We start from the raw sequence: 24,871 nt of genomic DNA on the forward strand, positions 1-24,871 counted from the left end.
GCCGGCTTTGCCGTCTCCGCGCACGGCTTTACACCGGTGCTATTGCGCCGAGGCAGCGCCCAAAAAACGGTTGATTATAGGCCAAGTCGGAAACCCCGGCCTGGCCCTGGAATGAGGAAGCGTCGGTCTGGTTGCGCGGCGGCTTGCCGCCCGGGCGCTTCGCGTCCGGCCAGGCGACTCGCGTCAATGTCGCTCGTGCAGGAGCGTATCGACGCCATAGGCGCGCGCGAGGGACGCGAGCGCGGGAGGCAGATTGAGCACGGCGAGGGCGGCGCCGCGTTCGCGCGCGGCGCGCTGCCACGCGATCAGCACGGCGAGCGCCGACGAGTCGAACTGCGTGAGCGCCGTGCAGTCCACTGCGGTTGCGCCCGCCGCGATCTGCTCGATCCCGGCCGCGAGCGCGGCATTCGCGCTCGCGTGGGTGAGGTTGGCGCCGGTGGCGAAGCGCTCGCTCACGAGGTCGCCTTGCCCGATGCGAGCTGCTGGTTGCGCTGCGTGAGGAACTGGATGAGACCGTCCACGCCGCCCTGCTGGATCTTTTCCTGGAACTGCTGCTGGTACGCCTGGATCAGCCATGCGCCGAGCACGTTGATGTCATACACGCGCCAGCCCTGGGCCGTCTTGTACAGGCGATAGTCGAGCTCGATCGGCTGGCCGTTGTTCAGCACCGTCGAACGGACCACGACGTCGGTGTCGTCAGGGTTCGCGCGGAACGGTTTGTACTGGATCTGCTGATCGCGCACCTGGGCCAGCGCGCCCGAGTACGTGCGGATGAGCAGCGTCTTGAACTGCTCGATGACCTGCTGCTGCTGTTCCGGCGTGGCCGTACGCCAGTTGCGGCCCATCGCCAGCTGCGTGGTGCGGCGGAAGTCGGTGTATGGCAGGATCTTCTCGTTCACGAGCTGCGTGATCTTGCTGAGGTCGCCACCCTGGATCGACTTGTCACCCTTGATCTGGTCCATGACCTGCTGCGTGATCGTCTTCATCATCGCGTCGGGATTGCTGGTGTCCACCGTCTGCGCGAACGCGCCGCCGGCAAACGAAAGAAACATCGCAAAGATCGGGTACAGAAAGAATTTTTTCATATCGAGTCCTGCTGGTTTGGGGACATGCGCCCCGGTGAAGCCAACGATATCACGCGAGTTCTATCTCGCTGTGTCAAAAACTGAGAGCAATCTGCGACAAGCGTTTCTGCTTGTTACGTCAGACATTTACGTCGGACGAATCGCCCGACGAGGCGCGTAGCCTCGCCGGGTGCAGCGCTCAACGCAGACGCAACATGCCCGGGATGCCGATGCGGGCCGGCGGGACCATCTGGTCGCCGGGGACCGTCGTCTGCGACGCGCCTTCCGGCGCGGCTGCGCCAGCCGGCCCTTCTAGCGTGGCCGGAGCGGTCGTTGCGCCGCCCGGGGACGCCGGCGGCATGCTGGCCGCGTTCGGTGCGGCGGCACGCGCGCTACCCGAGGCCGGAACCGCCGCTGCGGGAGCCGCCGATGCAGGTGCGGGAGCCGCGCCACCCGCCGCGCCCGTAGCCGCTGCGCCTGGCGCCGCGCCTTCGTCGACATCTTCGTACTTCGGCGGCGGTGCGCCGTCGCCGTAGTCCGGCAGGTTGTTGTCCGTCGAGCGTCCGTCCGAGAGCAGATAGCGGCGGCGCTGCAGATAGGCATTGCGGATGAACGAATAGCGGTCGATCGCCGCACCTTCGAGCAGGTCGCTCGCCCCCAGCAGATTCGCGCGCGTGCTCACCACGTTCAGGCCATAGAGGCCCCACGACAGCCCGGCCGGCTCGACATACGTGAGCGGATTGATGAAGTAGTTGGGCACGAGGCCGACGCCGTCGCGCACCGTGCTCGGGCCGAAGAGCGGCAGCACGAGGAACGGGCCGGGCGGCACCCCGTAGTGGCCGAGCGTGAGGCCGAAGTCCTGGTTGTGCTTGGGCAGCTTCGCGAGCGTCGCGACGTCGAAAAGACCGCCGACACCGAACACCGTGTTGATCACGATCCGCATGATGTCCGAAACGCCATCGGCGATCTTCAACTGCAGGAGGTTGTTCGCTGCGTTGTAGACATCACCGATGTTCGCGAAGAAGTTCGTCACGCTGTCGCGCACCGGCTGCGGCGTCACCTTTACGTAGCCCTGCGCCACCGGCTTGAGCGCGTACTGGTCAACCTTGTCGTTGAACGTGTACACCGTGCGGTTGAAGCCTTCCCATGGGTCTTCCTTCGACGGTGTCTGCACCGTCGAACACCCCCCGAGTGCAAGCGCGGCAACGCCGAGCGTAATGGCGCGCATGCGCATGGTCGTCATTCTTTTCTCCTTATTGGGCCGCCGAAGCAGCCGGCGCCTGCGCAGGTGCCGGCGCGGGCGCCGCGGCAGACGCTGCATCCGTGCTCGCGCCGTTCGGTGCGCTGTTGGGCGCGCCGTTGGACGCCTTGGCGGCGCCCGAATCGGCCGCCTTGCTATACAGGAACTGGCCGATCAGGTTTTCGAGCACGATGGCCGACTGCGTCATCGAAATCGTGTCGCCGTCCTTGAGCATTTCAGAGTCGCCGCCCGGCTCGAGGCCGATGTACTGCTCGCCGAGCAAGCCGGACGTCAGGATCTTCGCCGAGGTGTCCTTCGGAAACTGATACTGCTGGTCGAGGTTGATCGTCACCAACGCCTGATAGGTGTTGGAGTCGAAGCCGATCGACGCCACCCGGCCCACCGTCACGCCCGCGCTCTTGACTGGCGCGCGCGGCTTGAGCCCGCCGATGTTGTCGAACTTGAGCTTCACCGCGTAGGTGCGCTGGAACGACAGCGAACTCATGTTGCCCGCCTTCAGCGCGAGAAACAGCAGCGCGATAAAACCCAGCACCACGAACAGGCCGACCCAGAAGTCGAGAGCATTCTTTTTCATCGTCATCCCAATGAGAATCCGTTGCGGCGGCGCTCACGCGAGCGCCGCGCGGCCGGGACACTGCCCGGCGCCATTAGCTGAACATCAGCGCGGTGAGCAGGAAGTCGAGGCCGAGCACCGCGAGCGATGCGTACACGACCGTCTTCGTGGTCGCGCGCGACACGCCCTCCGGCGTGGGCTTGGCCTCATAACCCTGATAAAGCGCGGTGAACGTGACAGCGAAGCCGAACACGATGCTCTTGATCACGCCGTTGCCCACGTCTGCCCAGACGTCCACGCCGCCCTGCATTTGCGACCAGAACGCACCGGCGTCCACGCCGATGAGCACGACGCCCACCACGTAGCCGCCCAGAATGCCGACCGCGCTGAAGATCGCCGCGAGAACCGGCATGGCGACCACGCCCGCCCACATGCGCGGCGCGATTACGATGCGCACGGGGTCCACCGCCATCATCTCCATGGCGGTGAGCTGCTCGCCCGCCTTCATGAGGCCGATCTCGGCCGTGAGCGATGTGCCCGCGCGGCCCGCGAACAGCAGCGCCGTGACGACGGGCCCCAGCTCGCGCACGAGCGAAAGCGCCACGAGCAACCCGAGCGCCTGTTCGGAGCCGTAGCGGTTGAGCGTGTAGTAGCCCTGCAGGCCGAGCACGAAGCCCACGAAGAGGCCCGACACGGCGATGATCAACAACGAATAGTTACCGACGAAGTGGATCTGCTTCGTGACGAGCCGCGGGCGGCGCAGCAGCGGGAAGAATTCGAGGACGAGGCGCACGAAGAAGCGCGTGGCGTGCCCCGCGCGCGCGATGGTGTCGAGCACGTTGCGCCCGATCGAGCTGATGGCGCCGATCATGAGCGTCCTCCGCCAATGCCGAAGTCCGCTTCGAGCGGCAGGTTCGACGGGTAGTGAAAGCGGAACGGGCCGTCCGGCGCGCCGTCGATGAACTGGCGCACGGTCGGGTCCGTCGAGGCGCGCAGCTCGGCGGGCGTGCCTTGCGCCTGCACGCGGCCGTTCGACATGAAATAGACGTAGTCGGCGATCGCGAACGACTCGGGCACGTCGTGCGTGACGAGGATCGAGGTCGCGCCGAGCGCGTCGTTGAGCGTGCGGATGAGGTTCGCGGTGATGCCGAGCGAAATGGGATCGAGGCCGGCGAACGGCTCGTCGTACATCATCAGCTCGGGGTCGAGGGCGATGGCGCGGGCAAGCGCCACGCGGCGCGCCATGCCGCCCGAGATTTCCGACGGAGCGAGGTCGCGCGCGCCACGCAGGCCCACGGCATTGAGCTTCATCAACACGAGGTCGCGGATCAGCTCTTCGGGCAAATCGGTGTGCTCGCGCAGGGCGAATGCGACGTTCTCGAACACCGACATGTCGGTAAACAGCGCGCCAAACTGGAACAGCATGCCCATCTTGCGGCGCAGCGCGTACAGGCCTTCGCGCGATTGGGCGCCGATGTCCTGGCCACCGAACAGAACCTGGCCGCGCTGCGCGCGAACGAGGCCGCCGATCAGGCGCAGAACTGTTGTTTTTCCGCCACCGGAAGCGCCCATGACCGCCACCACCCGACCGCGCGGAAAGCGCATGTTCAGGCCGGACAGGACGAGCCGGTCGCCGTAGCCGAAGTCGACGTCGCGCAGCTCCAGCAGGGTCTCAGAGGTTAAGGGCACGTGGCAGACAGTCCATTTACACGAAGGCCGGATTATAGGGTCATCGTGGAAAACCTGCCGTGACGCACCCGGGGCCGTTGATCCAGGCCACATCCCCGCTGTCGCGGTTGCGGCCACCCCGAGGCCTGGAGTCGCGCGCGGCGCGCAGCCCCAAGCCAGGGCGGACCATTATTGCGTAAACGCGTTGCGCAATGCAGCAACTGCAGCGGCCGGGTCGGCCGCCTCGGTCACGGCGCGCACCACCGCGGCACTGCCCGCGCCCGTTGCGAGCACCTCGGGCAGCACATTGCCGTCGATACCGCCGATCGCCACCATCGGCACGACGCCGTCCAGCAGCTTCACGTAGCGGGCGAGCCGCGCGAGCCCCTGGGGCGCGGTGGGCATCGTCTTCGTCGTCGTGGCGAACACCGCGCCGCACGCGAGGTAGCTCGGGCCGAAATGCAGCGCCGTCAGCATCTCGAAGTAGCCGTGCGTGGAAAGACCGAGGCGCACGCCTGCCGCCGCGATCGCGCCGAGGTCGGCTTCGCGCAGGTCTTCCTGGCCCAGGTGCACGCCATAGGCTCCGGCGGCGACCGCCTCCTGCCAGTGGTCGTTGATGAAAAGCTGCGCGTCGTGCTTGCGGCCCGCCGCGACGCAGCGCCCGATTTCGTTCGTGAGCGCCGGTGACCTGGGCTGCTTGCTGCGCAGCTGCACTGTCTTCACGCCGTAGTCGAGCACGCGCTCGACCCAGTCCGCCGTGGGCAGCACCGGGTACAGGCCAAGCTTCGCCGGGCACGGCGCGAAGGCCTGCGCGGGCGCGGCCGGCAGGCCCAGCACGCGCGGAAAACGCTGGATGTCGACGGGCCAGGCGTCGTGCTGCCGCTCGTCGCCGTCGCGCCAGGCCATCGCGAGCACGAGCGCGTCATGCGGATCGAATCCGCAGTCGAGGAATGCCGCCAGCGCCGGGATCCAGTCCTCGGCGAGCTCCCCTTCGAGCGCGTAGCGCTCGCCGCCCAGATGCAGCGTGGCGCGCGCCGCCTTCGGGCTCTCGCCCGCGGCTTCGATCACGCCGGCGCCGTCGGTCATCCAGCGGGCGATGCTGGCGAGATGCGGCGCCGCGTCGGTCACGATGATCAGATCGCCGCCATTGGGCGCATCGGGCGGCGTTAAGCAAATGCGCCACGGCGCATGCGTGGGCGGCCAGTCGCCGAGGCGCGCGCGAATGCGCTCCGCCGTTTCCGTGAGTTCGTCCGCGGGCGGCCAGAACAGCTCTCGGTCCTTCAGTCGCAGCGTATCGGTCATCGCTTGTCTCCATCCTGGTGCCAGAACGGCATGCCGACCACGGGCGTGCTCGCCACTGCGGCCTCGCGCTCGGCCATCGGCCCGGCGAGATACGCAGTGCGACCCGCCTCGACGCCGAGCGCGAATGCGCGTGCCATCGCCGCGGGGTGCGTGGCCTGCGAAACCGCCGTGTTGAGCAGCACGCCGTCGAAGCCCCACTCCATCACCTGACAGGCATGCGAAGGCACGCCGAGTCCCGCATCGACGATCAGCGGCACATCGGGCAGGCGTTCGCGCAGCACGCGCAGGCCGTATGGATTGATCACGCCCTTGCCGGTGCCGATCGGCGCGCCCCACGGCATGAGCGCCTCGCAGCCCGCATCGAGCAGACGGCGGCCGATCACGAGGTCCTCGGTGCAGTACGGCAACACCTTGAAGCCGTCCTTCACGAGCCGCGACGCGGCTTCGATCAGGCCGACCGGATCGGGCTGCAGCGTGTAGTCGTCGCCGATCAGCTCGAGCTTGATCCAGTCGGTTTCGAAGACTTCGCGCGCCATGTGCGCGGTCGTGACCGCCTCGTTGACAGTGAGACAGCCCGCCGTGTTCGGCAGGAGCGGCACGCCTTGGCGCTTGAGCAGGTCGAAGAAGCCCGCCTCGGCGGTGCCCTCGTTCATCTGGCGGCGCAGCGCGACGGTGATCATGCCGGGGCGCGCGGCAGCCATCGAGTCGGCGAGCGACTGCAGTGACGGATAACGCGACGTGCCGAGCAGCACGCGGCTCGCGAAGGTTTCGCCGTAGAGCGTGAATGCGTCGGCGGTGGAAGGGGTGGTCATGGGTAGATGTCCTTGGCGGGGTCGTGAAAGCGCGCTGGCGACCTATGCGACAGGCGGCGCTGCGCGCGACAGGCGGCCGGGCGGAGGGCGGCTCAACCGCCCGCCACGGGGCTCACGACGTCGAGGCGGTCGCCCGCCTGGAGCGCGCGCGCGCCATGCTGGGCACGCGCCACGAAATCGCCGTTCAGCGCAACGGCGAACGGCGGACGCGCGCCGAACGCGGCGAGCGCATCGGCGACGGTCGCGCCCTCGGGCAGCGTGATCGGCTTCTGGTTGATATGAATGTCCATGGCAAATACGTTCTCGAACTGCAGTGTGTTTCTCGCGGCGCGGCCTGGCTGCATGTCAGGCCGGCTCGTGCGCGCCCTGCGCGTGCAACATCTCGCCCCAGCGCGACGCGCGCCGCAGCGATTCGAACGAATCGGCGTCGGTCACGCGTGCGTCGAGCAGCGCTTGAGCGACACGCACGGCTTCGTCGGCGACTTCCGGCGCGATCATGAAACCGTGCCGGTAGAGGCCGTTCACGCGCAGCGTCGCCTTGCTGTCCCAGATGAGCGCCGGGCGGTGGTCGGGCAGCGTCGGGCGGCATTGCGTATTGAGCTCCAGGATGCGCGCCTCGCCGAACGCCGGATGCACCGCGAAGGCCGCGCTCAGCAATTCGAGCGCCGAGCGCACGCTCACGGGCGAGCGGTCCTCGCCTTCGATCTCGGTCGCGCCGATCACGAAGACATCGTTCTCCTTGGGCGCGATATAGAGCGGGTAGCGCGGATGCAGGAGCCGCACGGGGCGCGTGAGCGTGATGCCCGGCGCGTGCACGCGCGCGACTTCGCCGCGAATGCCTCGCAGACCCGGCAGCGCTGCCTTGGCACCCAGCCCGCGGCAGTCGATCGTCACGCGCGCGGACGGCGGGTTCGCCTCGTCGACCGTCGTGTGCCAGTGCGTCTCGACGCCACGCGCAGCGAGACCGGCCGCGAGCGCGGCCAACGCCTGACGATTGTCGAGCTGGCCTTCGCCCGCGAGCAGCCAGCCGCGCGCGAAGCGACCTGCGAGCGCGGGCTCGGCCGCGTCCAGCTGCGCGCCGGCGAGCGCGACGAAGTTCGCGTCGGCGAGCGAGCGTGGCGCGTTGGCGCGCACGCGGCGCTCGAAGAGCGGCGCTTCGGTGCGATCGGCGCTATGCCAGACCACGAGCGTTCCGTTGCGCTGGAAGAACACGGGCTCGGGCAGCTCGGCCAGGATGCGCGGCCAGGATTCGAGCGAGGCGACACCCAGCTCGGTGATCAGCAACTCCGCAACGGCGGCCTCGGCGAGTGGTGCGAGCATGGCGGCCGCGACCCAGGCGGCGGCTTCGCCGCCCTCCGGCCCGCCACGCTCGTAGAGCGCGACGCGATGCCCCTCGCCTGCGAGACGCCAGGCGACGAGCCGGCCGCACAGGCCGCCGCCGAGCACGGCGAAGTCGGGCACGCCGCCCGCGCTGCGTTGATGGGCGCGACTCATGACGACGCTCCGTCGCGCAAGGCGAAAGCGGCGAATATCGGGGAACAAGCAACAGAATAAGCGGTCATCGTATCCTTTCCGTACGGCAAGCAGACGTACCCAAGGACGAAACCGGCTGGCAAGGCCGACCGTGGAGGCTATGCGGCGCAGACGGCCGATACGGAAATCGTACGGAACCGTGCGCCGGTAGCGCAGCCCGGCGGGAATCCTGGCGCCCGTGCAAACGCTGGACGCTCCGGTAAGACTTTCTGGAAACTTCCCGCGCCGGTATTACCCGGATCGGGTGCGAAGGGTCTCTCTCAGCCTCAGTACAGCATGCCCCGCATACCGGTGAAGCACCCCTGTTTCGTCAACGCCGATTAGACCACAAAACGCGCGCGGCCCGCAAACCTCGGCGGAACGGGGCTTCCGCTCTGGCACAATGCCCTCGGCCCGCCAATTTCGCCCCGCAAGCCCGGGCGGTGAGACAATGAGCGCCACGCGACGGCAGCGCCGGCGCGCGCTTTTGTCACTGCTTTCGTCTCCGTATGGGTTCATTAAGTCTCACTTAAGCGGCTGCCGACAGAATCGCTGCGAATATTGCTGCGCGCCGTCGCTGCGAAGCGGCCGCCGCGCGGGGCGCGGCCAACGGCCTAAGCGGGCCACGCGGCCCAGCACAACATCAGGATGCACATGACCAACCAACCTGCCAGCGCCACGCCAGATCAGAACGAGCATCAGAAGATCACCGCATGGAGTCTGATCAAGCCTTACTGGGTCTCCGAGGAACGCTGGGTCGCCTGGGGCCTGCTCGTCGCGATCATCGTGATGAACCTGCTCGTCGTGTGGATCAACGTGCGGCTCAACGGCTGGAGCGCGGAGTTCTACAACGCGCTGCAGGCCAAGGACGTCAAGCGCTTCCCGCCTTTGCTCGTCACTTTCACGGAACTGGCCTTCGGCTTCATCATCCTCGCGGTGTACGGCCGCTATCTGCGCCAGATGCTCGGATTTCGCTGGCGCCAGTGGCTCACCAACCGCTTCCTGAACGAGTGGCTCGGCAAGGGCGCGTTCTATCGCATCGAGCGCGACCGCCTCGCCGACAACCCCGACCAGCGGATCAGCGACGACCTCCAGTCGTTCGCCACGAGCACGCTCTCGCTCACGCTCGACCTGCTCTCTACGGTCGTCACGCTCGTCTCGTTCATCACGATCCTGTGGACCCTCGCCGGCGCGCTCACCGTCACGCTGGGGGGCCACCCTCTCGCGATTCCGGGCTACATGGTCTGGGCCGCCGCACTCTACGCCGTGTTCGGCTCGTTCGTGATCCAGAAGGTCGGCCACCCGCTCGTGTCGATCAACTACCAGCAGCAAAAGGTGGAAGCGGATTTCCGCTTCGGCCTGATCCGCCTGCGCGAAAACGCCGAGCAAATCGCGCTCTACGACGGCATGGACACCGAGCGCAGCAACGCCCAAGGCCTCTTCCAGCACATCCGCGAAAACTGGTGGCGCGTGATGAAGTACACGAAGCGCCTCACCTTCGTGCTGAGCTTCTACGGCCAGATCGCCATCATCTTCCCGCTCGTGGTGGCGGCGCCGCGCTACTTCGCCGGCGCGTTCACGTTCGGCGTGCTGATGCAGATCTCGCAGGCCTTCGGCACCGTGAGCGACTCGTTTTCGTGGTTCATCAACAGTTACTCGACGCTGGTCGAATGGCGCGCTACGGTGAACCGTCTGCGCGAATTCGTGCGCGTGGTCCACTCGCCGCGCCTGAAGGAATCGGTCTCGCCCGCCACCGAGCACGGCGGCATCAACCTGCACTTCGTCGACAGCAACGAGCTCGCCACCGAGCACCTCAAGCTCTCGCTGCCCAACGGCACGCCGCTTTCCGAGGTGCGTGACATCGCCATCAAGCCGGGCTCGCGCTGGCTCGTGCGCGGACCGTCGGGCGCCGGCAAGAGCACGCTGATGCGCGCGCTCGCGGGCCTCTGGCCGTTCGGCGAAGGCTCGATCGACGCGCCCGTGGACGCGCGCATGATGTTCATCCCGCAGCAGAGCTATCTGCCGATCGGCACGCTCAAGGCCGCGCTCACCTACCCCTCGCCCGCCGACGACTACAGCGACGAAGACTGCCGCGAAGCGCTGCGTGCCTGCCGTCTCGAGGATTACGTGGACCGCCTGGGCGAGTCGGCGCACTGGACGCGTGTGCTCTCGCCGGGCGAGCAGCAACGTCTCGCCGGCGCGCGCGTGCTGCTGCACAAGCCCGACTACCTGTTCCTCGACGAAGCGACGAGCGCGCTCGATCCCGACAACGAAGGCCGCCTCTACAAGCTCTTCGTGGAGCGCCTGCCGAAGGCGGCGATCGTGAGCGTCGCGCACCGCGAATCGCTCGAGGCGTACCACCACGAAACGCTCGAGATCGAGCGCATGCCTGAAGAGCGCGTCGCCGCGTGAGCGGGGGCGAGCGCTGCGAGCGCGTCGTGCTGATCACGGGCCGGGCTCGGGGATCGGCGCAGCGCTCGCGCGCCGCATTGCATGGCGTTGCGTCGCGCTGACGCCGCACGTGTGCGGCGAGCTTGCCGGAAATCGACCTCGATGGTTTGACGCTCGCCCCTATCGACGCTAAAGCGGCGCTAATGCTATGCGGGGCGATGCCTCAACCCAGCGCGACGCTCGCCAGCGCCTCGTAGCGCGCGCCCTGCTTTGCAAGCGTGCTCGAATACAGCACCAGCGACTCGAACTGCAGCGGCGGCAATGCTTCGCCGCCTCTCGCGGCCGGCGCGCCCACCGCGTCGCGCGAGAATCTGGCAAGCGTTACATGTGGGCGAAACGCCCGTGCGTCGAGCGGCAATCCCACCTCCCCCATCAGCGAACGCACGCGCCAGTCGAGCGCCGTGAACGCATCGGACATCGCCAGCACGGCCACCATAAGCCGCGGATGTGCCCGCCCGGGCCAGCTTTCGATGTTCGTGACCTGTGCGGGCGGAATGCTCGGCACGTGCTCCGCGAGCCGCCGCGAGAGCATTTCCCCCTGGCCGAACGACATCGCGCCGATGAATGCCACCGTCAGATGCAATTGGGCGTAGGGCACGCGCCGCGCGTTGGGCGGCACGTCGATTGTGGCCAGCGCGTCGCGCGATGCGGCATCGGGCGCGAGCGCGACGAAGCAGCGCCGCCATTCTTGCGTATCGCGATCGATCTCGGGGGCTTCGGACATGATCGGCGGGCCTTGGGTTCGGTCGGGCAATCGCGTCATGGTAACCCTGACGGCCAGAGTTGGCGCTTCGGCAACAAGGACAAAAAAACCGGGTCACCCTTGCGGGTGCCCGGTTTTCTCGCTTCGTGTCTCCTGCCGTCTCCCGCGCGCCCGGTCTTACCGACGGGCGCACTGGATTCAACGCGGCAGCTCCGAGCTGCCCATCAGGAACGCATCGACGGAACGTGCGCACTGGCGGCCCTCACGTGTCGACCAGAGTTAGCGCTTTAGCGCTTACTCTGGTCCCAGATCCGGCCTTAACGCGGCAGCTCCGAACTGCCCATCAGGAACGCATCGACGGAACGTGCGCACTGGCGGCCCTCACGGATCGCCCAGACGACGAGCGACTGGCCGCGGCGCATGTCGCCGGCGGTGAAGACCTTGTCGACCGACGTGTAGTAAGCCTTCTCGCCCTCGGTCGAGGCACGCACGTTGCCGCGCGCATCCTTGTCGACGCCGAACGCTTCGAGCACCGGCGAAAGCGGCTGCGTGAAGCCCATGGCGAGCAGCACGAGGTCGGCCTTCATTTCGAATTCCGAGCCCGGTACTTCGACCATCTTGCCGTCCTTCCACTCCACACGCGCGGCGATCAGCTTCTCGACCTTGCCGTTCTTGCCTTCGAGACGCTTCGTGGCGACTGCCCAGTCACGCGAGCAGCCTTCCTCGTGCGACGACGACGTGCGCAGCTTGATCGGCCAGTACGGCCACACGAGCGGCTTGTTCTCTTCCTCGGGCGGCTGCGGCAGCAGTTCGAACTGCGTGACGCTCTTCGCGCCGTGACGGTTCGAGGTGCCCACGCAGTCGGAGCCCGTATCGCCGCCGCCGATCACCACCACGTGCTTGCCCTTGGCGAGCAGCTGGTTCGGCAGCTTGTCGCCGGCGTTGACCTTGTTCTGCTGCGGCAGGAATTCCATCGCGTAGTAGATGCCTTCGAGCTCGCGGCCCGGCACCGGCAGATCACGCGGCGTTTCCGAACCGCCGGCGATCACCACGGCATCGAACTGTTCTTTCAGCTCGTCCGGCGAGAGGGTTTCCTTCGCCGTGTTGCCGATGAACGCGGGCAGCTCGCCCTTGCCGATGAAGACATTGGTGCGGAACGTCACGCCTTCGGCTTCCATCTGGCGCATGCGGCGGTCGATCAGCCACTTTTCCAGCTTGAAGTCGGGGATGCCGTAACGCAGCAGACCGCCGATGCGGTCGTTCTTCTCGAACACCGTCACCTCGTGGCCAGCGCGCGCGAGCTGCTGCGCGGCGGCGAGGCCCGCGGGGCCCGAACCGACGACAGCGACCTTCTTGCCGGTCTTGTGCTTCGCCACTTGCGGCGCGACCCAGCCTTCGGCCCAGGCCTTGTCGATGATCGCGTGCTCGATCGACTTGATGCCTACGGGATCGTCGTTGATGCCGAGCGTGCACGCCGCTTCGCAGGGCGCCGGGCAGATGCGGCCCGTGAACTCGGGAAAGTTGTTCGTGGAATGCAGGACGTCGATCGCACTCTTCCAGTCCTGGCGGAACACGAGGTCGTTGAAGTCCGGAATGATGTTGTTGACCGGGCAGCCGTTGTTGCAGAACGGGATGCCGCAGTCCATGCAGCGCGCGCCCTGGATCTTCGCGTCGGCGTCGGAGAGCGCCGCGACGAATTCCTTGTAGTGCTTCACGCGCGTGAGCGGTGCTTCGTACGCCTCATGCTGGCGCTCGAACTCGAGAAAACCGGTTGCCTTACCCATATTTGGTTCTCGTCTGTCTCTATCTATTCGCGAAAATTCGCGGTGAGGGGACCGCGCCCGCCGCCGCGCAACTTTTCGCGCGGCGGGCGCTTCGTCTTCGTTCAGTCGTCTCGCGACCCGGTTGCCAGATCAGGCGGCCAGTTCTTCCTGGTTCGCCTTCTTCGCGCCGAGTTCGCCCAGTGCGCGCTTGTATTCCGTCGGGAACACCTTCACGAACTGGCGGCGCGCCGCATCCCAGTTTTCGAGCAGCGCCTTCGCACGCGGCGAGCCCGTGAACTGGAAGTGACGCTCGACGAGTCCCTTGAGCAGCGCTTCGTCGGTCTGGCCCGTATGCCACAGCGCGCGGTCCACGGTGCGCTCCTGCTCGGCCTGTTGCAGGACCGGTTCGAGCGCGACCATCGACTTGTTGCACTTGCCGGCAAACGTGCCGTCCGGGTCGTACACGTAGGCGATGCCGCCCGACATGCCGGCCGCGAAGTTGCGGCCCGTCTCGCCGAGCACGACCACCGTGCCGCCCGTCATGTATTCGCAGCCGTGGTCGCCCGTGCCTTCGACGACCGCCGTCGCGCCCGAGTTACGCACCGCGAAACGCTCGCCCGCCACGCCACGCAAGAAGGCTTCGCCTTCGAGCGCGCCGTACAACACCGTGTTGCCGCAGATGATGTTTTCTTCGGACTTGCCGCGGAAGTCGTTGGTCGGACGGATGATGATGCGGCCGCCCGAAAGGCCCTTGCCGACGTAGTCGTTGCCGTCGCCCACGAGATCCAGCGTGATGCCGCGTGCGAGGAACGCGCCGAAGCTCTGACCCGCCGTACCCTTGAGCTGGATGTGGATCGTGTCTTCCGGCAGGCCGTCGTGGCCGTACTTCTTCGCGACGACGCCCGAGAGCATCGCGCCGACCGTGCGGTTCACGTTGCGCACCGGCTGGATGAATGAGACGTGCTCGCCCGTTTCGATCGCGGCCTTCGCCTTCTCGATCAGCGTGTGATCGAGCGCGCGGTCGAGACCGTGGTCTTGCGACTCCACGTGCAGGCGCGCGACTTCGGCGCCGACTTGCGGCTGGTAGAACACGCGCGAGAAGTCGAGACCCTTCGCCTTCCAGTGTTCCACGCCGCGGCGGGTGTCGAGCAGATCCGAGCGGCCGACGAGGTCGTCGAACTTGCGGATGCCCAGTTGCGCCATGATTTCGCGCACTTCCTCGGCGATGAAGAAGAAGAAGTTGACGACGTGCTCGGGTTGGCCCGAGAACTTCGCGCGCAGCACCGGATCCTGCGTCGCGACGCCAACCGGGCAGGTGTTCAGGTGGCACTTGCGCATCATGATGCAGCCCTCGACGACGAGCGGCGCCGTCGCGAAGCCGAATTCATCGGCGCCGAGCAGCGCGCCGATCACCACGTCGCGGCCCGTCTTCATCTGGCCGTCGGCCTGCACGCGAATGCGGCCGCGCAGCTGGTTCAGCACCAGAGTTTGCTGGGTTTCGGCGAGGCCGAGTTCCCACGGCGTGCCGGCGTGCTTGAGCGACGAGAGCGGCGACGCGCCCGTGCCGCCGTCGTGACCAGCGATCACGACGTGGTCGGCCTTGGCCTTCGCCACGCCGGCCGCCACCGTGCCCACGCCCACTTCCGACACCAGCTTCACCGAGATCGACGACGACGGATTCACGTTCTTCAGATCGTGAATCAGTTGCGCGAGGTCTTCGATCGAGTAGATGTCGTGGTGCGGCGGCGGCGAAATGAGGCCCACGCCCGGCACCGAGTAACGCAGCTTGCCGATGTACTCCGAAACCTTGTGGCCCGGCAGCTGACCGCCTTCGCCCGGCTTCGCGCCCTGCGCCATCTTGATCTGGATCTGGTCCGCCGACGACAGGTACTCGGCCGACACGCCGAAGCGGCCCGACGCGACCTGCTTGATCTTCGAGCGCAGCGAGTCGCCATCCTTCAGCGGGATGTCCTTGACGACTTCCGGACCGATGATCGACTGCATCGTGTCGCCGTTCTTGATCGGAATACCGCGCAGTTCATTGCGGTAGCGCTTATCGTCTTCGCCGCCTTCGCCCGTGTTCGACTTGCCGCCGATACGGTTCATCGCGACGGCCAGCGTGGCATGCGCCTCGGTGCTGATGGAGCCCAGCGACATCGCACCCGTGGCGAAGCGCTTGACGATTTCCTTGGCCGGCTCGACGTCGTCGATCGAGATCGCGCGCGCCGGGTCGAGGCGGAATTCGAACAGACCGCGGAACGTCATGTGGCGCTTCGTCTGATCGTTGATCAGGTGCGCGTATTCCTTGTACGTCTGGTACGAGTTGCTGCGCGCCGAGTGCTGGAGCTTGGCGATCGCGTCCGGCGTCCACATGTGGTCTTCGCCGCGCACGCGGTAGGCGTATTCGCCGCCCGCGTCGAGCATGTTGGCGAGAACGGGGTTGTCGCCGAACGCGTCGCGGTGCAGACGGATCGCTTCCTCGGCCACTTCGAAGAGGCCAATGCCGCCCACCTTCGAGGCCGTGCCCTTGAAGTACTTGGCGATGAGGTCGTCGGCGAGGCCGACGGCTTCGAAAATCTGCGCGCCCGTGTACGACATGTACGTCGAGATGCCCATCTTCGACATCACCTTGAGCAGGCCCTTGCCCACGGCCTTGGTGAAGTTGTAGACGGCCTTCTCTGCCGACAGATCGCCCTTCAGGCCCTGCGCCATTTGCGCGAGCGTTTCCATCGCGAGGTACGGGTGCACGGCTTCCGCGCCGAAGCCGGCGAGCAGCGCGAAGTGGTGCGTTTCACGCGCCGAACCCGTTTCCACGACGAGACCCGTGCTCGTGCGCAGACCGTGCTGTACGAGGTGCGAGTGAATGGCCGAGGTGGCGAGCAGCGCGGGAATCGCGACGTTGTCGCGATCGGCGCGGCGGTCCGACACGATCAGGATGTTGTAGCCCGACTTGACGGCGTCCACGGCTTCCGCGCACAGCGACGCGAGGCGCGCTTCGATGCCTTCCTTGCCCCAGGCCACCGGGTAGCAGATGTTCAGCTCGTAGCTGCTGAACTTGCCGCCCGTGTATTGCTCGATGGCGCGGATCTTCGCGATGTCCTTGAAGTCGAGCACGGGCTGCGAGACTTCGAGACGCATCGGCGGGTTGATGTTGTTGGTGTCGAGCAGGTTCGGCTTCGGGCCGATGAACGACACGAGCGACATCACCAGGTTCTCGCGGATCGGGTCGATCGGCGGGTTCGTGACCTGCGCGAACAGCTGCTTGAAGTAGTTGTAGAGCGTCTTGTTCTTGTTGGACATGACCGCCAGCGGCGAGTCGTTGCCCATCGAGCCGACGGCCTCTTCTCCCGACATCGCCATCGGCGCCATCAGGAACTTGAGGTCCTCCTGCGTGTAGCCGAACGCCTGCTGACGGTCGAGCAACGCGGCCGCTTCGGTGCGCGCGGTCGCGACGTCTTCCGCCTTCGGCTCGATCTCGTCGAGCTTGATGCGCACGGCGTCGATCCAGCTCTTGTAGGGCTTGGCGTTGGCGAGGTTGTCCTTGAGTTCCTTGTCGTCGATGATGCGGCCGTGCTCCATGTCGATCAGGAACATCTTGCCCGGCTGCAGACGCCACTTCTTGACGATCTTCGACTCGGGGATCGGCAGCGTGCCCGCTTCCGACGCCATGATGACCAGGTCGTCGTCGGTGACGATGTAGCGCGCCGGACGCAGGCCATTACGGTCGAGCGTCGCGCCGATCTGGCGGCCGTCGGTGAACGCGATCGCGGCGGGACCGTCCCACGGCTCCATCATCGCAGCGTGGTATTCGTAGAACGCCTTGCGGTTCTCGTCCATCAGCGTGTGCTGCTCCCAGGCTTCCGGGATCATCATCATCATCGCGTGGACGAGCGGGTAGCCCGCCATCACCAGCAGTTCGAGACAGTTGTCGAACGACGCGGTATCGGACTGGCCCGGGTAGATCAGCGGCCAGAGCTTGGGCAGGTCGTCGCCGAGCATGTGGGAGGCAATCGCGCCGGTGCGGGCGTTGAGCCAGTTGACGTTGCCCTTCACGGTGTTGATTTCACCGTTGTGGGCGATCATGCGGTACGGGTGAGCCAGCTCCCACGCCGGGAACGTGTTCGTGGAGAAGCGCTGGTGCACGAGCGCGAGCGCCGAGACGACGCGCTCGTCCTGCAGGTCGCGGTAGTACACGCCGACCTGACCCGCGAGCAGCAGGCCCTTGTAGACGACCGTGCGCGCCGAGCACGACGGCACGAAGTATTCCTTGCCGTGCTTGAGCTTGAGCGCCTGGATGCGGTGGCTCGCGGTCTTGCGGATGATGTACAGCTTGCGTTCGAGCGCGTCCGTGACCATCACGTCCTTGCCGCGGCCGATGAAGATCTGGCGGATCAGCGGCTCGCTCGCCTTCACCGTGGGCGAGATCGGCATGGTGTGATCGACCGGCACGTCGCGCCAGCCCAGCACGACCTGGCCTTCGGCGCGCACGGTGCGCTCCAGTTCCTGTTCGCATGCGAGACGCGAGGCGTGCTCCTTCGGCAGGAAGATCATGCCGACGCCGTACTCGCCGAACGGCGGCAGTGTCACGCCTTGCTTGGCCATCTCTTCGCGGTAGAAGGCGTCCGGAATCTGGATCAGGATGCCCGCGCCGTCGCCCATCAGCGGATCGGCGCCCACGGCGCCCCGGTGGTCGAGGTTCTCGAGAATCTTCAGGCCTTGCTGAATGATTTCGTGGCTCTTCTTGCCCTTGATGTGGGCGACGAAGCCGACACCACAGGCGTCGTGTTCGTTTTGCGGGTCATAGAGACCTTGCGCGGCGGGCACCGCGGCGCGCTGCTGGTGATCGTTCATGGGGACACCGTCAGAGTGGGGGGCCGTTGCCGGCCGTTGATTCCGTGTTCTTTGTTTCCCGCCGCTTGCGTGACCGCTGTACGGCGTTGCGCGGGGTGTTACGTGCTTCCCGCGTTGTGCGCCCAGGAGAGCCGAAAGGCGAATATACGCGACGAATCAAGGGGATGCAAATAAAACGTCATGGTCGAACCCCAATTATCGTGTTGGTGCAGTCGCACATTTTTTTAACGGGGCCATATCAAAATCGCAGAATAAAAAACGGCACCCGGAGATGCCGTTTATCTCTTAAGCATTTGATCCTAAAGGCAATCAATGGGTGCCGGTGCCCGGCTTGCGCTCGTCGTGCCCCGAAGTCGAGCCAGGCGAACTGCCGCCGCTGGCACCCTGCGAGCCGCCCGAATGGCCCGTCGGTCCTCCTTGATTCCCCCCCGATGTTGTAGCCGAACCACTGCCCGGGTGGGCGCTTCCGGTCGTCGAAGCCGCACCGCCCAGGTTTGCGCCAGTGTGCGACCCGGAATGGGTGGCGGACTGACCGGGACCCGCACCGGCCGGCTGCCCGCTTGCGGCACCGCCTCCTCCTGATCCTCCGGCCGCAGGCATGGAAGCCGCGCCACTGACGCCCGCGCCGACGGCCGGTGTGCCCGGTGCCTCGCGGACCTTGCGCGGCCGCCCGCGCGGCAGCGGCGACACGCGCCGGTTAGCGGTGCGCGACGCCCAGTCGCGGTACGTGTCGCTGCCCAGCACCCAGCCCTTGAGCGTCGCCTGCATGAGCTGGGTGGTCTCGCGTTCGTCGAGCGCCTGCTCACATAGCTCGCGGTACGCGCGCTGACGCTCGAACGGCGTGTTGCCGAGCGCCCAGTAGAGCGGATGGTCGGTGATGAGGCTGTCGACGGTGAGGCCGATGTGATGGCGGTAGCTCGACCACCGGTAGTCCTCGGGCGCTGTCACGAGATGGCTGCGCACCGGCGCGAGCTCGACGACTCGGCTCGCCAGGAGGAAAAAGCGCTCGCCTTCGATAACCGTCGCGCGGTAGCGCCCCTCCCAGAGCGTGCCGCGACGCGCATAGCGCCGGTTGAAATGCGCCACGTAGCGCCGGCCGACCGCCTGCATCGCCTTGGGCAGACTGGATTCGTCGGAAGGCGTGACGAGCAGTTGGACCGCGCCGGGCATCAACACCCACGCATGAACCGCCAGATGATGATCGCGCGCCGCGGCCTTCAGGCAGTCGATGAACAGTTCGTAGTCCTGGTCATCGACGAACGCGGGCTGCTGATCGAGTCCGCGCAGGATCACATGCTGCGGCTGATCGGGAACATAAAGACGTGCAAGCCGTGCCATGCTCGATTTTCCTGGTTCCGTTGGTGAATACCCGGAGACCCGCCAGGCCGCACCAGCGCTGGTTCTCGCTGGCATGCGGCTTCGGCGGAAAGCTCGCGGCGCCTAGTAAAAAAGCTCTAACGGTCGCGTATGGTTTGTTGCAAACGTTGTGTTCATAATGAGCGGGCCTTTCATGGAGGAGCATTAATATGAAATTAAAACAGGCGCTGGCAGGGGTCGCCGCGCTCGCCAGTCTCACGGCAGCACACGCACAATCCGCAAACACGTTCTACGTCACCACTGGCTGGTTCCGCTTCATGCCGCAGGACACCAGCGATCCACTCAAGATCGATTCCGTCGGCGGCACGCCCGTCAACATCGCCATTCCGGGCACCGGCGCCAGTGTCGGCACGGCCGACACGGTGGGTTTGTCCTTTGGCTACTTCATTACCGACCACTTCGCCACCGAAGCCGAAATAGGCATTCCGCCGAAGTTCGATATTTCCGGCGGCGGCACACTGAGCAGCTTCGGCAAGGTGGGCACGGCAAAACTGTGGAGCCCAGCGCTGCTGTTCAAGTACTACTTCAACAGCGCGGAAGCAAAATTCCGTCCTTACGTCGGCGTTGGCGCGACCTACGTCTGGTTCACTGACGCCCATATCACCAATGGCACCTTTGAACAGGGCGTGCTTGGGGGTCCGACCAGTGTTTCGACGGATCGTTCCTGGGCCCCCGTGTTTAACCTGGGCTTCAACTACAACTTCACGAAGCACTGGTTCGCCGGCTTCTCGCTCTCGTATATCCCGGTCAACGTGACCGCGACTTATCACACGACCCTGAACAACCAGTTCGGCACGCAGCGTGTTGCTGAATCGAAGATTCACCTCAACCCGCTCGTGACGTACCTGAAGGTCGGCTACGCGTTCTAACGCGCTGCGGCGCGCGCATGACCTTGCGCAAGCCCTTTGCCTCGCCCCAGCGGCAAGGGGCGTGGGGCTGCGCTTCCCCTCCCCGCCGAATCGTTTCCGCGTTGGCGTCTCCATCTGATTTCCCCGCTTGTCGCATGGGCTTCCCCTGATTCTATGCCTCTGGGAAAAAGCGTGCTGTCCCCGTAATCATCTGGTTTGTCGCCAGGCGGCCAAGCCCCGGCCGGCGGACGTTGTCGCCCGTTCGGCGGCGCGCTTTCGACGCTCGGGCACTGAAATTGCGCAATACTTGCACTCCGGTCCTCCCCTGCCGCGCCCTTTTTCGTGCGCGCCGTGGCGAGCCTCTTTCCTTTGCAACGACGGAGCCATACATGAGCGCCTTTCCGAACACGCGAGAAGCCCTCGGCGATTCCTGGACGCGCACGAGCCGCCACGCGCGGCGCATCGCGCGCCGCGGCCGCAGCGCCGCCGCCGATATCACCGACGAATTGCGTGATCTGCTAGCCGAGCTGGAAACCACGTTGGGTGAGGGAACGCAGGCCGATGCGACCGCCCTGCGCGCCGATATTCGCAAGCGCCTCGACGCCGCCCGCGAGCGGCTCGAAGTGGCGCGTGCGGCTGCACGCGATCAGGCCGAGGCAGCCATCGCCGGCGCCGACGAGTACGTCCACCGCAATCCCTGGCAGGCCGTCGCGATCGTCGGCGGCGTGGCGCTGATCCTGGGTGCGCTGCTCGCCCGCCCCCGCTGAACGACAATAGAGGCGCTGACCGTCCGCTTGCGTTCAGACGTCGAGCGCGTGCGGCCCGATCAGGTCGATACGGTCCGTGCAGACCGTATCGACACCCCAGCGGACGAGCTGGCGAGCACGGTCGAGGTCGTTCACGGTATAGGCGAGGATGAAGAGTCCCGCCGACTTGATGCGCTCGACCAGCGCCTCGTCCAGATGGCGATGGCTCGCATGAAGCGAAACACAGCCTAGCGCGGCGGTCTGCTCTCGCCAGTCGCCAGGCACGCGCTCGAAGAGCCGGCCGCGAGGCAGACCCGGCGCGACCTCGCGCGCTGCCTCCAAAGCCGACCAGGAGAACGACGAGAGCAAAGGCGGTGGGCCAGCCGGCGCCTCCTGCGCCGATCGCCCGTCTGCTTGCCCCTCTTGCGCCCACAAGCGAGCGGTTTCGGCGGCGACAATGCGGCCTGTTTCCACGTCGCGGCCGTTGCAAGGCTTGATCTCCACGTTGGCAGCCAGCGCTGACTCGCGGCAATACGCGGCGGCCTGGGCGAGCGTCGGCATCGGCTCTCCGGCAAAGCGGGCATCCCGCCAGCCGCCGGCGTCCAGCGCGGCGAGTTCCGCGTAGCGCATGCGCGCTGCCGCGCCGTGCCCGTTCGACGTGCGGTCGACCATGTCGTCGTGCAGCAGGAATGCGACATTGTCGAGAGACAGCTTGGCGTCGAACTCGACCATCGTGTGGCCGAGGCTGGCGCCGGTGCGCAGACCCGCCAGCGTGTTCTCGGGCGCGAGCGTGCCCCCTCCCCTGTGTGCGGCGACGCGTGGATACGGCCAGGACTTCATCAAGCGGACTCCCGAAATCGACGAGGCGAATGGCGTCGTGCGAATGGCGCGATCAAACATCGTCCGCGACGACGAACAGGCGGCGGTATTCCTTCAGGGCATACCGGTCGGTCATGCCCGCGATGTAATGCGCGATCAGGCGCGGCTGCGAGGCGGCGTCCTGCGTCTGGTACGGCGGCGGCAACAGGCGCGAGTCCTCGCTAAATGCCTCGAACAGCCCCTTCACCACGCGCCGCGCCTTGTTGGCCATGCGCATCACGCGATAGTGGCGGTACAGGTTGCGGTAGAGAAAGCGCTTGAGTGCGGCCGCCTGCGCGGCCACGCGTTCACTGTGCGCGACGAGAGGCGGCGCGGCGCGGACGTCGTCGAGGGACTGCGGCGCGCATTCGGCGAGATTGCGCTGGGTCTGGCCGATCAGATCGACGATCAGCGTGTTGATGATGCGCCGCACCGTCTCGTGAATCAGCCGGCGGCCTTCGATCTGCGGATACTCGGCGCGCGCGGCGTCGTAGTGGGTCTGCCAGAGTTCGACCTCGGCGAGTTGCTCGATCGTGAGCAGGCCCGAGCGCAGGCCGTCGTCGACGTCGTGGTTGTTGTACGCGATCTCGTCGGCGATATTGGCGATCTGCGCCTCGAGCGACGGCTGCCGGCCGAGCAGGAAACGCTCGCCCAGATCGCCGAGCCGACGCGCGTGCTCTCGCGAACAGTGCTTGAGGATGCCCTCGCGCGTCTCGAAGCAGAGGTTCAGGCCGTCGAACGCGCCGTAGTGCTCTTCCAGTTCGTCGACTACGGCCAGACTCTGCAGATTGTGTTCGAAGCCGCCGTGCTCGCGCATGCACTCGTTGAGCGCATCCTGCCCTGCGTGGCCGAACGGCGTATGGCCGAGGTCGTGCGCGAGCGAGATCGCCTCGACGAGATCCTCGTTCACGCGCAGGTTGCGCGCGACCGAACGCGCGATCTGCGCAACTTCGAGGCTGTGCGTGAGCCGCGTGCGAAAGAGATCGCCCTCGTGGTTCACGAACACCTGGGTCTTGTACTCGAGCCGGCGAAAAGCCGTGGAATGGACGATGCGGTCGCGATCGCGCTGGAACTCGCTGCGGGCGGCGGGCGGCGGCTCCGGGTGGCGCCTGCCGCGCGAGCGCGAGGCGTGGGCGGCGTAAGGCGCGAGGCCCGATTCGAACGACGCGACGAGCACCGCATTTGCGTCGCCCGATGCGGACGGTTCACCGCCCGACGCAGCGCCGCCCGACGGAGCGCCGCCCGACACATCGTCGCCCATCGAACTACGGGGATCAATACGGTTGTCGCTGCGGGAATCGCTCACCGTTCCTCCGCGAGGGTTATCGTCGGCGGGGCGTCAGCTCTGCGTCGCCGCGGCGAGCGTGGCCTGCACGGCTTCGTCGGGCGCGCGGCCGATATGCGTCTCGCCAAAGCGCTTGAGCAGGATGAACTTGATCGCGCCGCCCTCGGCTTTCTTGTCGACCTGCATCAGCTCGATGTACCGGTCCGCGCCGAGTGCCGGTGCGCGTACCGGCAGCTTCGCGGCCTCCACAACACGCACGAGCCGCGTGCGCGAGGCCTCGTCCAGCATGCCCATGCGCACCGAGAGATCCGCCGCCATCACCATGCCGCAGCCCACCGCCTCGCCGTGCAGCCATTCGCCGTAGCCGAGCCCGGCTTCGATCGCATGACCGAACGTGTGGCCGAAGTTGAGGATGGCGCGCAGGCCGCCTTCGCGCTCGTCGGCAGCCACGACCGATGCCTTGATCTCGCACGAGCGCTTGACTGCATGTGCGAGCGCTTCGGGCTCGCAGCGGTTGAGCGACTCGAGGTTCGCTTCGATCCAGTCAAAGAATTCTGCGTCGGCGATCGCGCCGGTCTTGATGACTTCGGCAATGCCGGCCGCCAGTTCACGCGGCGGCAGCGTGGAGAGCGCGCCGATATCGGCGATCACGGCCTGCGGCTGATAGAACGCGCCGATCATGTTCTTGCCGAGGGGATGATTGATGCCCGTCTTGCCGCCCACCGACGAATCGACCTGCGAGAGCAGCGTGGTCGGCACCTGGATGAACGGCACGCCGCGCATGTAACAGGCGGCCGCGAAGCCCGTCATGTCGCCCGTCACGCCGCCGCCCAGCGCAATGAGCGTGGTCTTGCGGTCGGCGCGCGCGGTGAGGAGCGCGCCGAAGATCTGGTTGAGCGTTTCCCAGTTCTTGTGCGCCTCGCCGTCCGGCAGCACGACGGTGCTGACGTCCTTGCCGAGCGGTGCCAGCGCAGCGCGCAGCGTATCGCCGTAGAGCGGGTCGACGACGGTGTTCGTCACGATCGTCACCGACTTGCCGGCGATATGGGGCGCGAAGAGCGCCGTCTGGCCAATGAGGCCGGAGCCGATATGGATGGGATAGGCGCGGTCGCCCAGTTCGACGTTGACGGTAATCATGCTCTGAATCTTGAGAGTTCCTGGTGCACTACCTGACGTTTTGACCCGCGGCTTTGACCGCCGACCTTCATGGGATTTGCGCGCTCCCGCGCCAAGCCTCCCGAACCGTACCTACTCGCGCGCCGTGGCCCGCGCGACGCCGGCCATGTCGAGCTGCATCAGCACCATATTGACGAGTCCGTTGACCGACGGCCGGCCCGTTTCGATCACGAAGTCGGCGACCTCGCGATAGAGCGGGTCGCGCACTTCGTAGAGCGCTTCGAGCCGCGCCTTGGGGTCTTCGGTCTGCAGGAGCGGACGGTTCTTGTCGCGCCGGGTGCGCAGCCACAGGTCGTGCGGGTGCGCGCGCAGGTATACGACGAAGCCGCGCGCCTTGAGCGCCGCGCGGTTCTCGGGTCGCAGCACGGCGCCGCCGCCGGTCGCGAGAACGATCCCTTCGCGCCCCGTGAGCTCTTCGATCATCTGGGCCTCGCGGTCGCGAAAGCCTGCTTCGCCTTCGAGTTCGAAGATCACGGGGATGCGCGCGCCCGTGCGCGCTTCGATTTCGTGGTCGGAGTCGAAGAACGGACGCTCCAGCCGGCGCGCGACCGCCCGGCCCACGGTCGTCTTGCCGGCGCCCATGAGCCCTACGAAAAATACATTGGCGTTTGCGTCCCGCACTTGCAGCGTTTCCTACTAAA

Annotated in this window: 19 protein-coding genes, 2 pseudogenes and 1 riboswitch; of the genes and pseudogenes, 3 read left to right on the forward strand and 18 right to left on the reverse strand. The window is 66.4% G+C overall.

What is annotated here, in order from left to right; all coding sequences use genetic code 11:
• Window positions 1-183: 183 nt before the first annotated feature.
• The 10 genes from VSR34_RS27155 to VSR34_RS27200 all read right to left on the reverse strand — a co-directional run bounded on the left by VSR34_RS27155 (window position 184) and on the right by VSR34_RS27200 (window position 8,154).
• Complete coding sequence (locus tag VSR34_RS27155) at window positions 184-456, reverse strand: STAS domain-containing protein (RefSeq protein WP_036019851.1); 273 nt, start codon at window positions 454-456, stop codon at window positions 184-186.
• The gene (locus VSR34_RS27160) at window positions 453-1,085 is read right to left on the reverse strand and encodes an ABC transporter substrate-binding protein (protein ID WP_028213302.1); all 633 of its coding nucleotides are present in this window, start codon (window positions 1,083-1,085) and stop codon (window positions 453-455) included. Before VSR34_RS27160 ends, VSR34_RS27155 begins: the two co-directional genes overlap by 4 nt.
• 178 nt (window positions 1,086-1,263) lie before the next feature.
• On the reverse strand, window positions 1,264-2,307 hold the full coding sequence (locus VSR34_RS27165; RefSeq protein WP_028231683.1) for a VacJ family lipoprotein: 1,044 nt from the start codon (window positions 2,305-2,307) through the stop codon (window positions 1,264-1,266).
• Window positions 2,308-2,317: 10 nt separating this feature from the next.
• Window positions 2,318-2,899: an outer membrane lipid asymmetry maintenance protein MlaD gene (gene mlaD, locus VSR34_RS27170; RefSeq protein ID WP_028231684.1), complete on the reverse strand. Its 582-nt coding sequence runs from the start codon at window positions 2,897-2,899 to the stop codon at window positions 2,318-2,320.
• A 73-nt stretch (window positions 2,900-2,972) separates the two neighbouring features.
• Window positions 2,973-3,749: a lipid asymmetry maintenance ABC transporter permease subunit MlaE gene (mlaE, locus tag VSR34_RS27175; RefSeq protein ID WP_028231685.1), complete on the reverse strand. Its 777-nt coding sequence runs from the start codon at window positions 3,747-3,749 to the stop codon at window positions 2,973-2,975.
• Window positions 3,746-4,567: an ABC transporter ATP-binding protein gene (locus VSR34_RS27180; protein WP_028213306.1), complete on the reverse strand. Its 822-nt coding sequence runs from the start codon at window positions 4,565-4,567 to the stop codon at window positions 3,746-3,748. Before VSR34_RS27180 ends, mlaE begins: the two co-directional genes overlap by 4 nt.
• A gap of 168 nt (window positions 4,568-4,735) precedes the next feature.
• A complete protein-coding gene (gene thiE, locus VSR34_RS27185; protein WP_342964054.1) occupies window positions 4,736-5,848 on the reverse strand; it encodes a thiamine phosphate synthase in 1,113 nt (370 codons plus the stop codon).
• Entirely contained in the window at window positions 5,845-6,660 is an 816-nt protein-coding gene (locus VSR34_RS27190) for a thiazole synthase (RefSeq protein ID WP_028231686.1), read from the reverse strand. The genes thiE and VSR34_RS27190 overlap by 4 nt, the downstream gene beginning before the upstream one ends.
• A 92-nt stretch (window positions 6,661-6,752) precedes the next feature.
• Entirely contained in the window at window positions 6,753-6,950 is a 198-nt protein-coding gene (gene thiS / locus VSR34_RS27195; protein WP_028213309.1) for a sulfur carrier protein ThiS, read from the reverse strand.
• A 55-nt stretch (window positions 6,951-7,005) separates the two neighbouring features.
• Window positions 7,006-8,154 carry an FAD-dependent oxidoreductase gene (locus VSR34_RS27200; protein ID WP_028213310.1) on the reverse strand — a complete coding sequence of 383 codons (1,149 nt, stop codon included), beginning with the start codon at window positions 8,152-8,154 and terminating at the stop codon, window positions 7,006-7,008.
• Window positions 8,155-8,393: 239 nt separating this feature from the next.
• Window positions 8,394-8,507, reverse strand: a riboswitch (TPP riboswitch).
• A gap of 319 nt (window positions 8,508-8,826) precedes the next feature.
• Here VSR34_RS27200 and VSR34_RS27205 point away from each other — a divergent pair.
• Entirely contained in the window at window positions 8,827-10,584 is a 1,758-nt protein-coding gene (locus tag VSR34_RS27205) for an ABC transporter ATP-binding protein/permease (protein WP_028213311.1), read from the forward strand.
• A 202-nt stretch (window positions 10,585-10,786) separates the two neighbouring features.
• Here the strand turns inward: VSR34_RS27205 and thpR are convergent, their stop codons facing one another.
• From thpR to VSR34_RS27225, 4 genes and pseudogenes are all read right to left on the reverse strand, one after another.
• Window positions 10,787-11,347 (reverse strand): RNA 2',3'-cyclic phosphodiesterase, encoded by a 561-nt coding sequence (thpR, locus tag VSR34_RS27210; RefSeq protein ID WP_042290447.1) that lies wholly within the window; start codon window positions 11,345-11,347, stop codon window positions 10,787-10,789.
• A gap of 296 nt (window positions 11,348-11,643) precedes the next feature.
• Entirely contained in the window at window positions 11,644-13,110 is a 1,467-nt protein-coding gene (locus tag VSR34_RS27215; protein ID WP_028213313.1) for a glutamate synthase subunit beta, read from the reverse strand.
• Between the two features lie 129 nt (window positions 13,111-13,239).
• On the reverse strand, window positions 13,240-17,940 hold the full coding sequence (locus VSR34_RS27220; protein WP_028213314.1) for a glutamate synthase-related protein: 4,701 nt from the start codon (window positions 17,938-17,940) through the stop codon (window positions 13,240-13,242).
• A gap of 648 nt (window positions 17,941-18,588) precedes the next feature.
• Window positions 18,589-19,278 (reverse strand): annotated as a pseudogene (locus VSR34_RS27225) (transposase); the annotation flags it as partial.
• A 188-nt stretch (window positions 19,279-19,466) separates the two neighbouring features.
• Between VSR34_RS27225 and VSR34_RS27230 the strand changes: the two are divergent.
• Window positions 19,467-20,186 (forward strand): OmpW family outer membrane protein, encoded by a 720-nt coding sequence (locus tag VSR34_RS27230; RefSeq protein ID WP_028213315.1) that lies wholly within the window; start codon window positions 19,467-19,469, stop codon window positions 20,184-20,186.
• A gap of 368 nt (window positions 20,187-20,554) precedes the next feature.
• Window positions 20,555-20,932, forward strand: a complete 378-nt coding sequence (locus VSR34_RS27235) for a DUF883 family protein (RefSeq protein WP_028213316.1) — start codon at window positions 20,555-20,557, stop codon at window positions 20,930-20,932.
• Between the two features lie 33 nt (window positions 20,933-20,965).
• Here the strand turns inward: VSR34_RS27235 and ugpQ are convergent, their stop codons facing one another.
• The 4 genes and pseudogenes from ugpQ to aroK all read right to left on the reverse strand — a co-directional run bounded on the left by ugpQ (window position 20,966) and on the right by aroK (window position 24,857).
• On the reverse strand, window positions 20,966-21,751 hold the full coding sequence (gene ugpQ / locus VSR34_RS27240) for a glycerophosphodiester phosphodiesterase (RefSeq protein ID WP_342964055.1): 786 nt from the start codon (window positions 21,749-21,751) through the stop codon (window positions 20,966-20,968).
• A gap of 52 nt (window positions 21,752-21,803) precedes the next feature.
• Window positions 21,804-22,937: pseudogene (locus VSR34_RS27245) on the reverse strand (deoxyguanosinetriphosphate triphosphohydrolase); the annotation flags it as partial.
• A 171-nt stretch (window positions 22,938-23,108) separates the two neighbouring features.
• Window positions 23,109-24,191 (reverse strand): 3-dehydroquinate synthase, encoded by a 1,083-nt coding sequence (gene aroB / locus VSR34_RS27250; RefSeq protein ID WP_028213319.1) that lies wholly within the window; start codon window positions 24,189-24,191, stop codon window positions 23,109-23,111.
• A gap of 111 nt (window positions 24,192-24,302) precedes the next feature.
• Window positions 24,303-24,857 carry a shikimate kinase AroK gene (gene aroK, locus VSR34_RS27255; protein ID WP_028213320.1) on the reverse strand — a complete coding sequence of 185 codons (555 nt, stop codon included), beginning with the start codon at window positions 24,855-24,857 and terminating at the stop codon, window positions 24,303-24,305.
• Window positions 24,858-24,871 lie beyond the last annotated feature (14 nt).

Source organism: Paraburkholderia sp. JHI2823 (assembly GCF_038900695.1).
GTDB classification, from domain to species: Bacteria; Pseudomonadota; Gammaproteobacteria; order Burkholderiales; family Burkholderiaceae; genus Paraburkholderia; species Paraburkholderia mimosarum.

Bases quoted from the DNA above. Each gene is read 5' to 3' on its own strand.
- mlaD (WP_028231684.1), bottom strand. From the start codon at position 2,899: ATGAAAAAGAATGCTCTCGACTTCTGGGTCGGCCTGTTCGTGGTGCTG.
- VSR34_RS27165 (WP_028231683.1), bottom strand. From the start codon at position 2,307: ATGACGACCATGCGCATGCGCGCCATTACGCTCGGCGTTGCCGCGCTT.
- thpR (WP_042290447.1), bottom strand. From the start codon at position 11,347: ATGTCCGAAGCCCCCGAGATCGATCGCGATACGCAAGAATGGCGGCGC.
- VSR34_RS27220 (WP_028213314.1), bottom strand. From the start codon at position 17,940: ATGAACGATCACCAGCAGCGCGCCGCGGTGCCCGCCGCGCAAGGTCTC.
- VSR34_RS27215 (WP_028213313.1), bottom strand. From the start codon at position 13,110: ATGGGTAAGGCAACCGGTTTTCTCGAGTTCGAGCGCCAGCATGAGGCG.
- VSR34_RS27160 (WP_028213302.1), bottom strand. From the start codon at position 1,085: ATGAAAAAATTCTTTCTGTACCCGATCTTTGCGATGTTTCTTTCGTTT.
- thiE (WP_342964054.1), bottom strand. From the start codon at position 5,848: ATGACCGATACGCTGCGACTGAAGGACCGAGAGCTGTTCTGGCCGCCC.
- thiS (WP_028213309.1), bottom strand. From the start codon at position 6,950: ATGGACATTCATATCAACCAGAAGCCGATCACGCTGCCCGAGGGCGCG.
- ugpQ (WP_342964055.1), bottom strand. From the start codon at position 21,751: ATGAAGTCCTGGCCGTATCCACGCGTCGCCGCACACAGGGGAGGGGGC.
- VSR34_RS27235 (WP_028213316.1), top strand. From the start codon at position 20,555: ATGAGCGCCTTTCCGAACACGCGAGAAGCCCTCGGCGATTCCTGGACG.
- VSR34_RS27190 (WP_028231686.1), bottom strand. From the start codon at position 6,660: ATGACCACCCCTTCCACCGCCGACGCATTCACGCTCTACGGCGAAACC.
- aroB (WP_028213319.1), bottom strand. From the start codon at position 24,191: ATGATTACCGTCAACGTCGAACTGGGCGACCGCGCCTATCCCATCCAT.
- mlaE (WP_028231685.1), bottom strand. From the start codon at position 3,749: ATGATCGGCGCCATCAGCTCGATCGGGCGCAACGTGCTCGACACCATC.
- VSR34_RS27230 (WP_028213315.1), top strand. From the start codon at position 19,467: ATGAAATTAAAACAGGCGCTGGCAGGGGTCGCCGCGCTCGCCAGTCTC.
- VSR34_RS27205 (WP_028213311.1), top strand. From the start codon at position 8,827: ATGACCAACCAACCTGCCAGCGCCACGCCAGATCAGAACGAGCATCAG.
- VSR34_RS27200 (WP_028213310.1), bottom strand. From the start codon at position 8,154: ATGAGTCGCGCCCATCAACGCAGCGCGGGCGGCGTGCCCGACTTCGCC.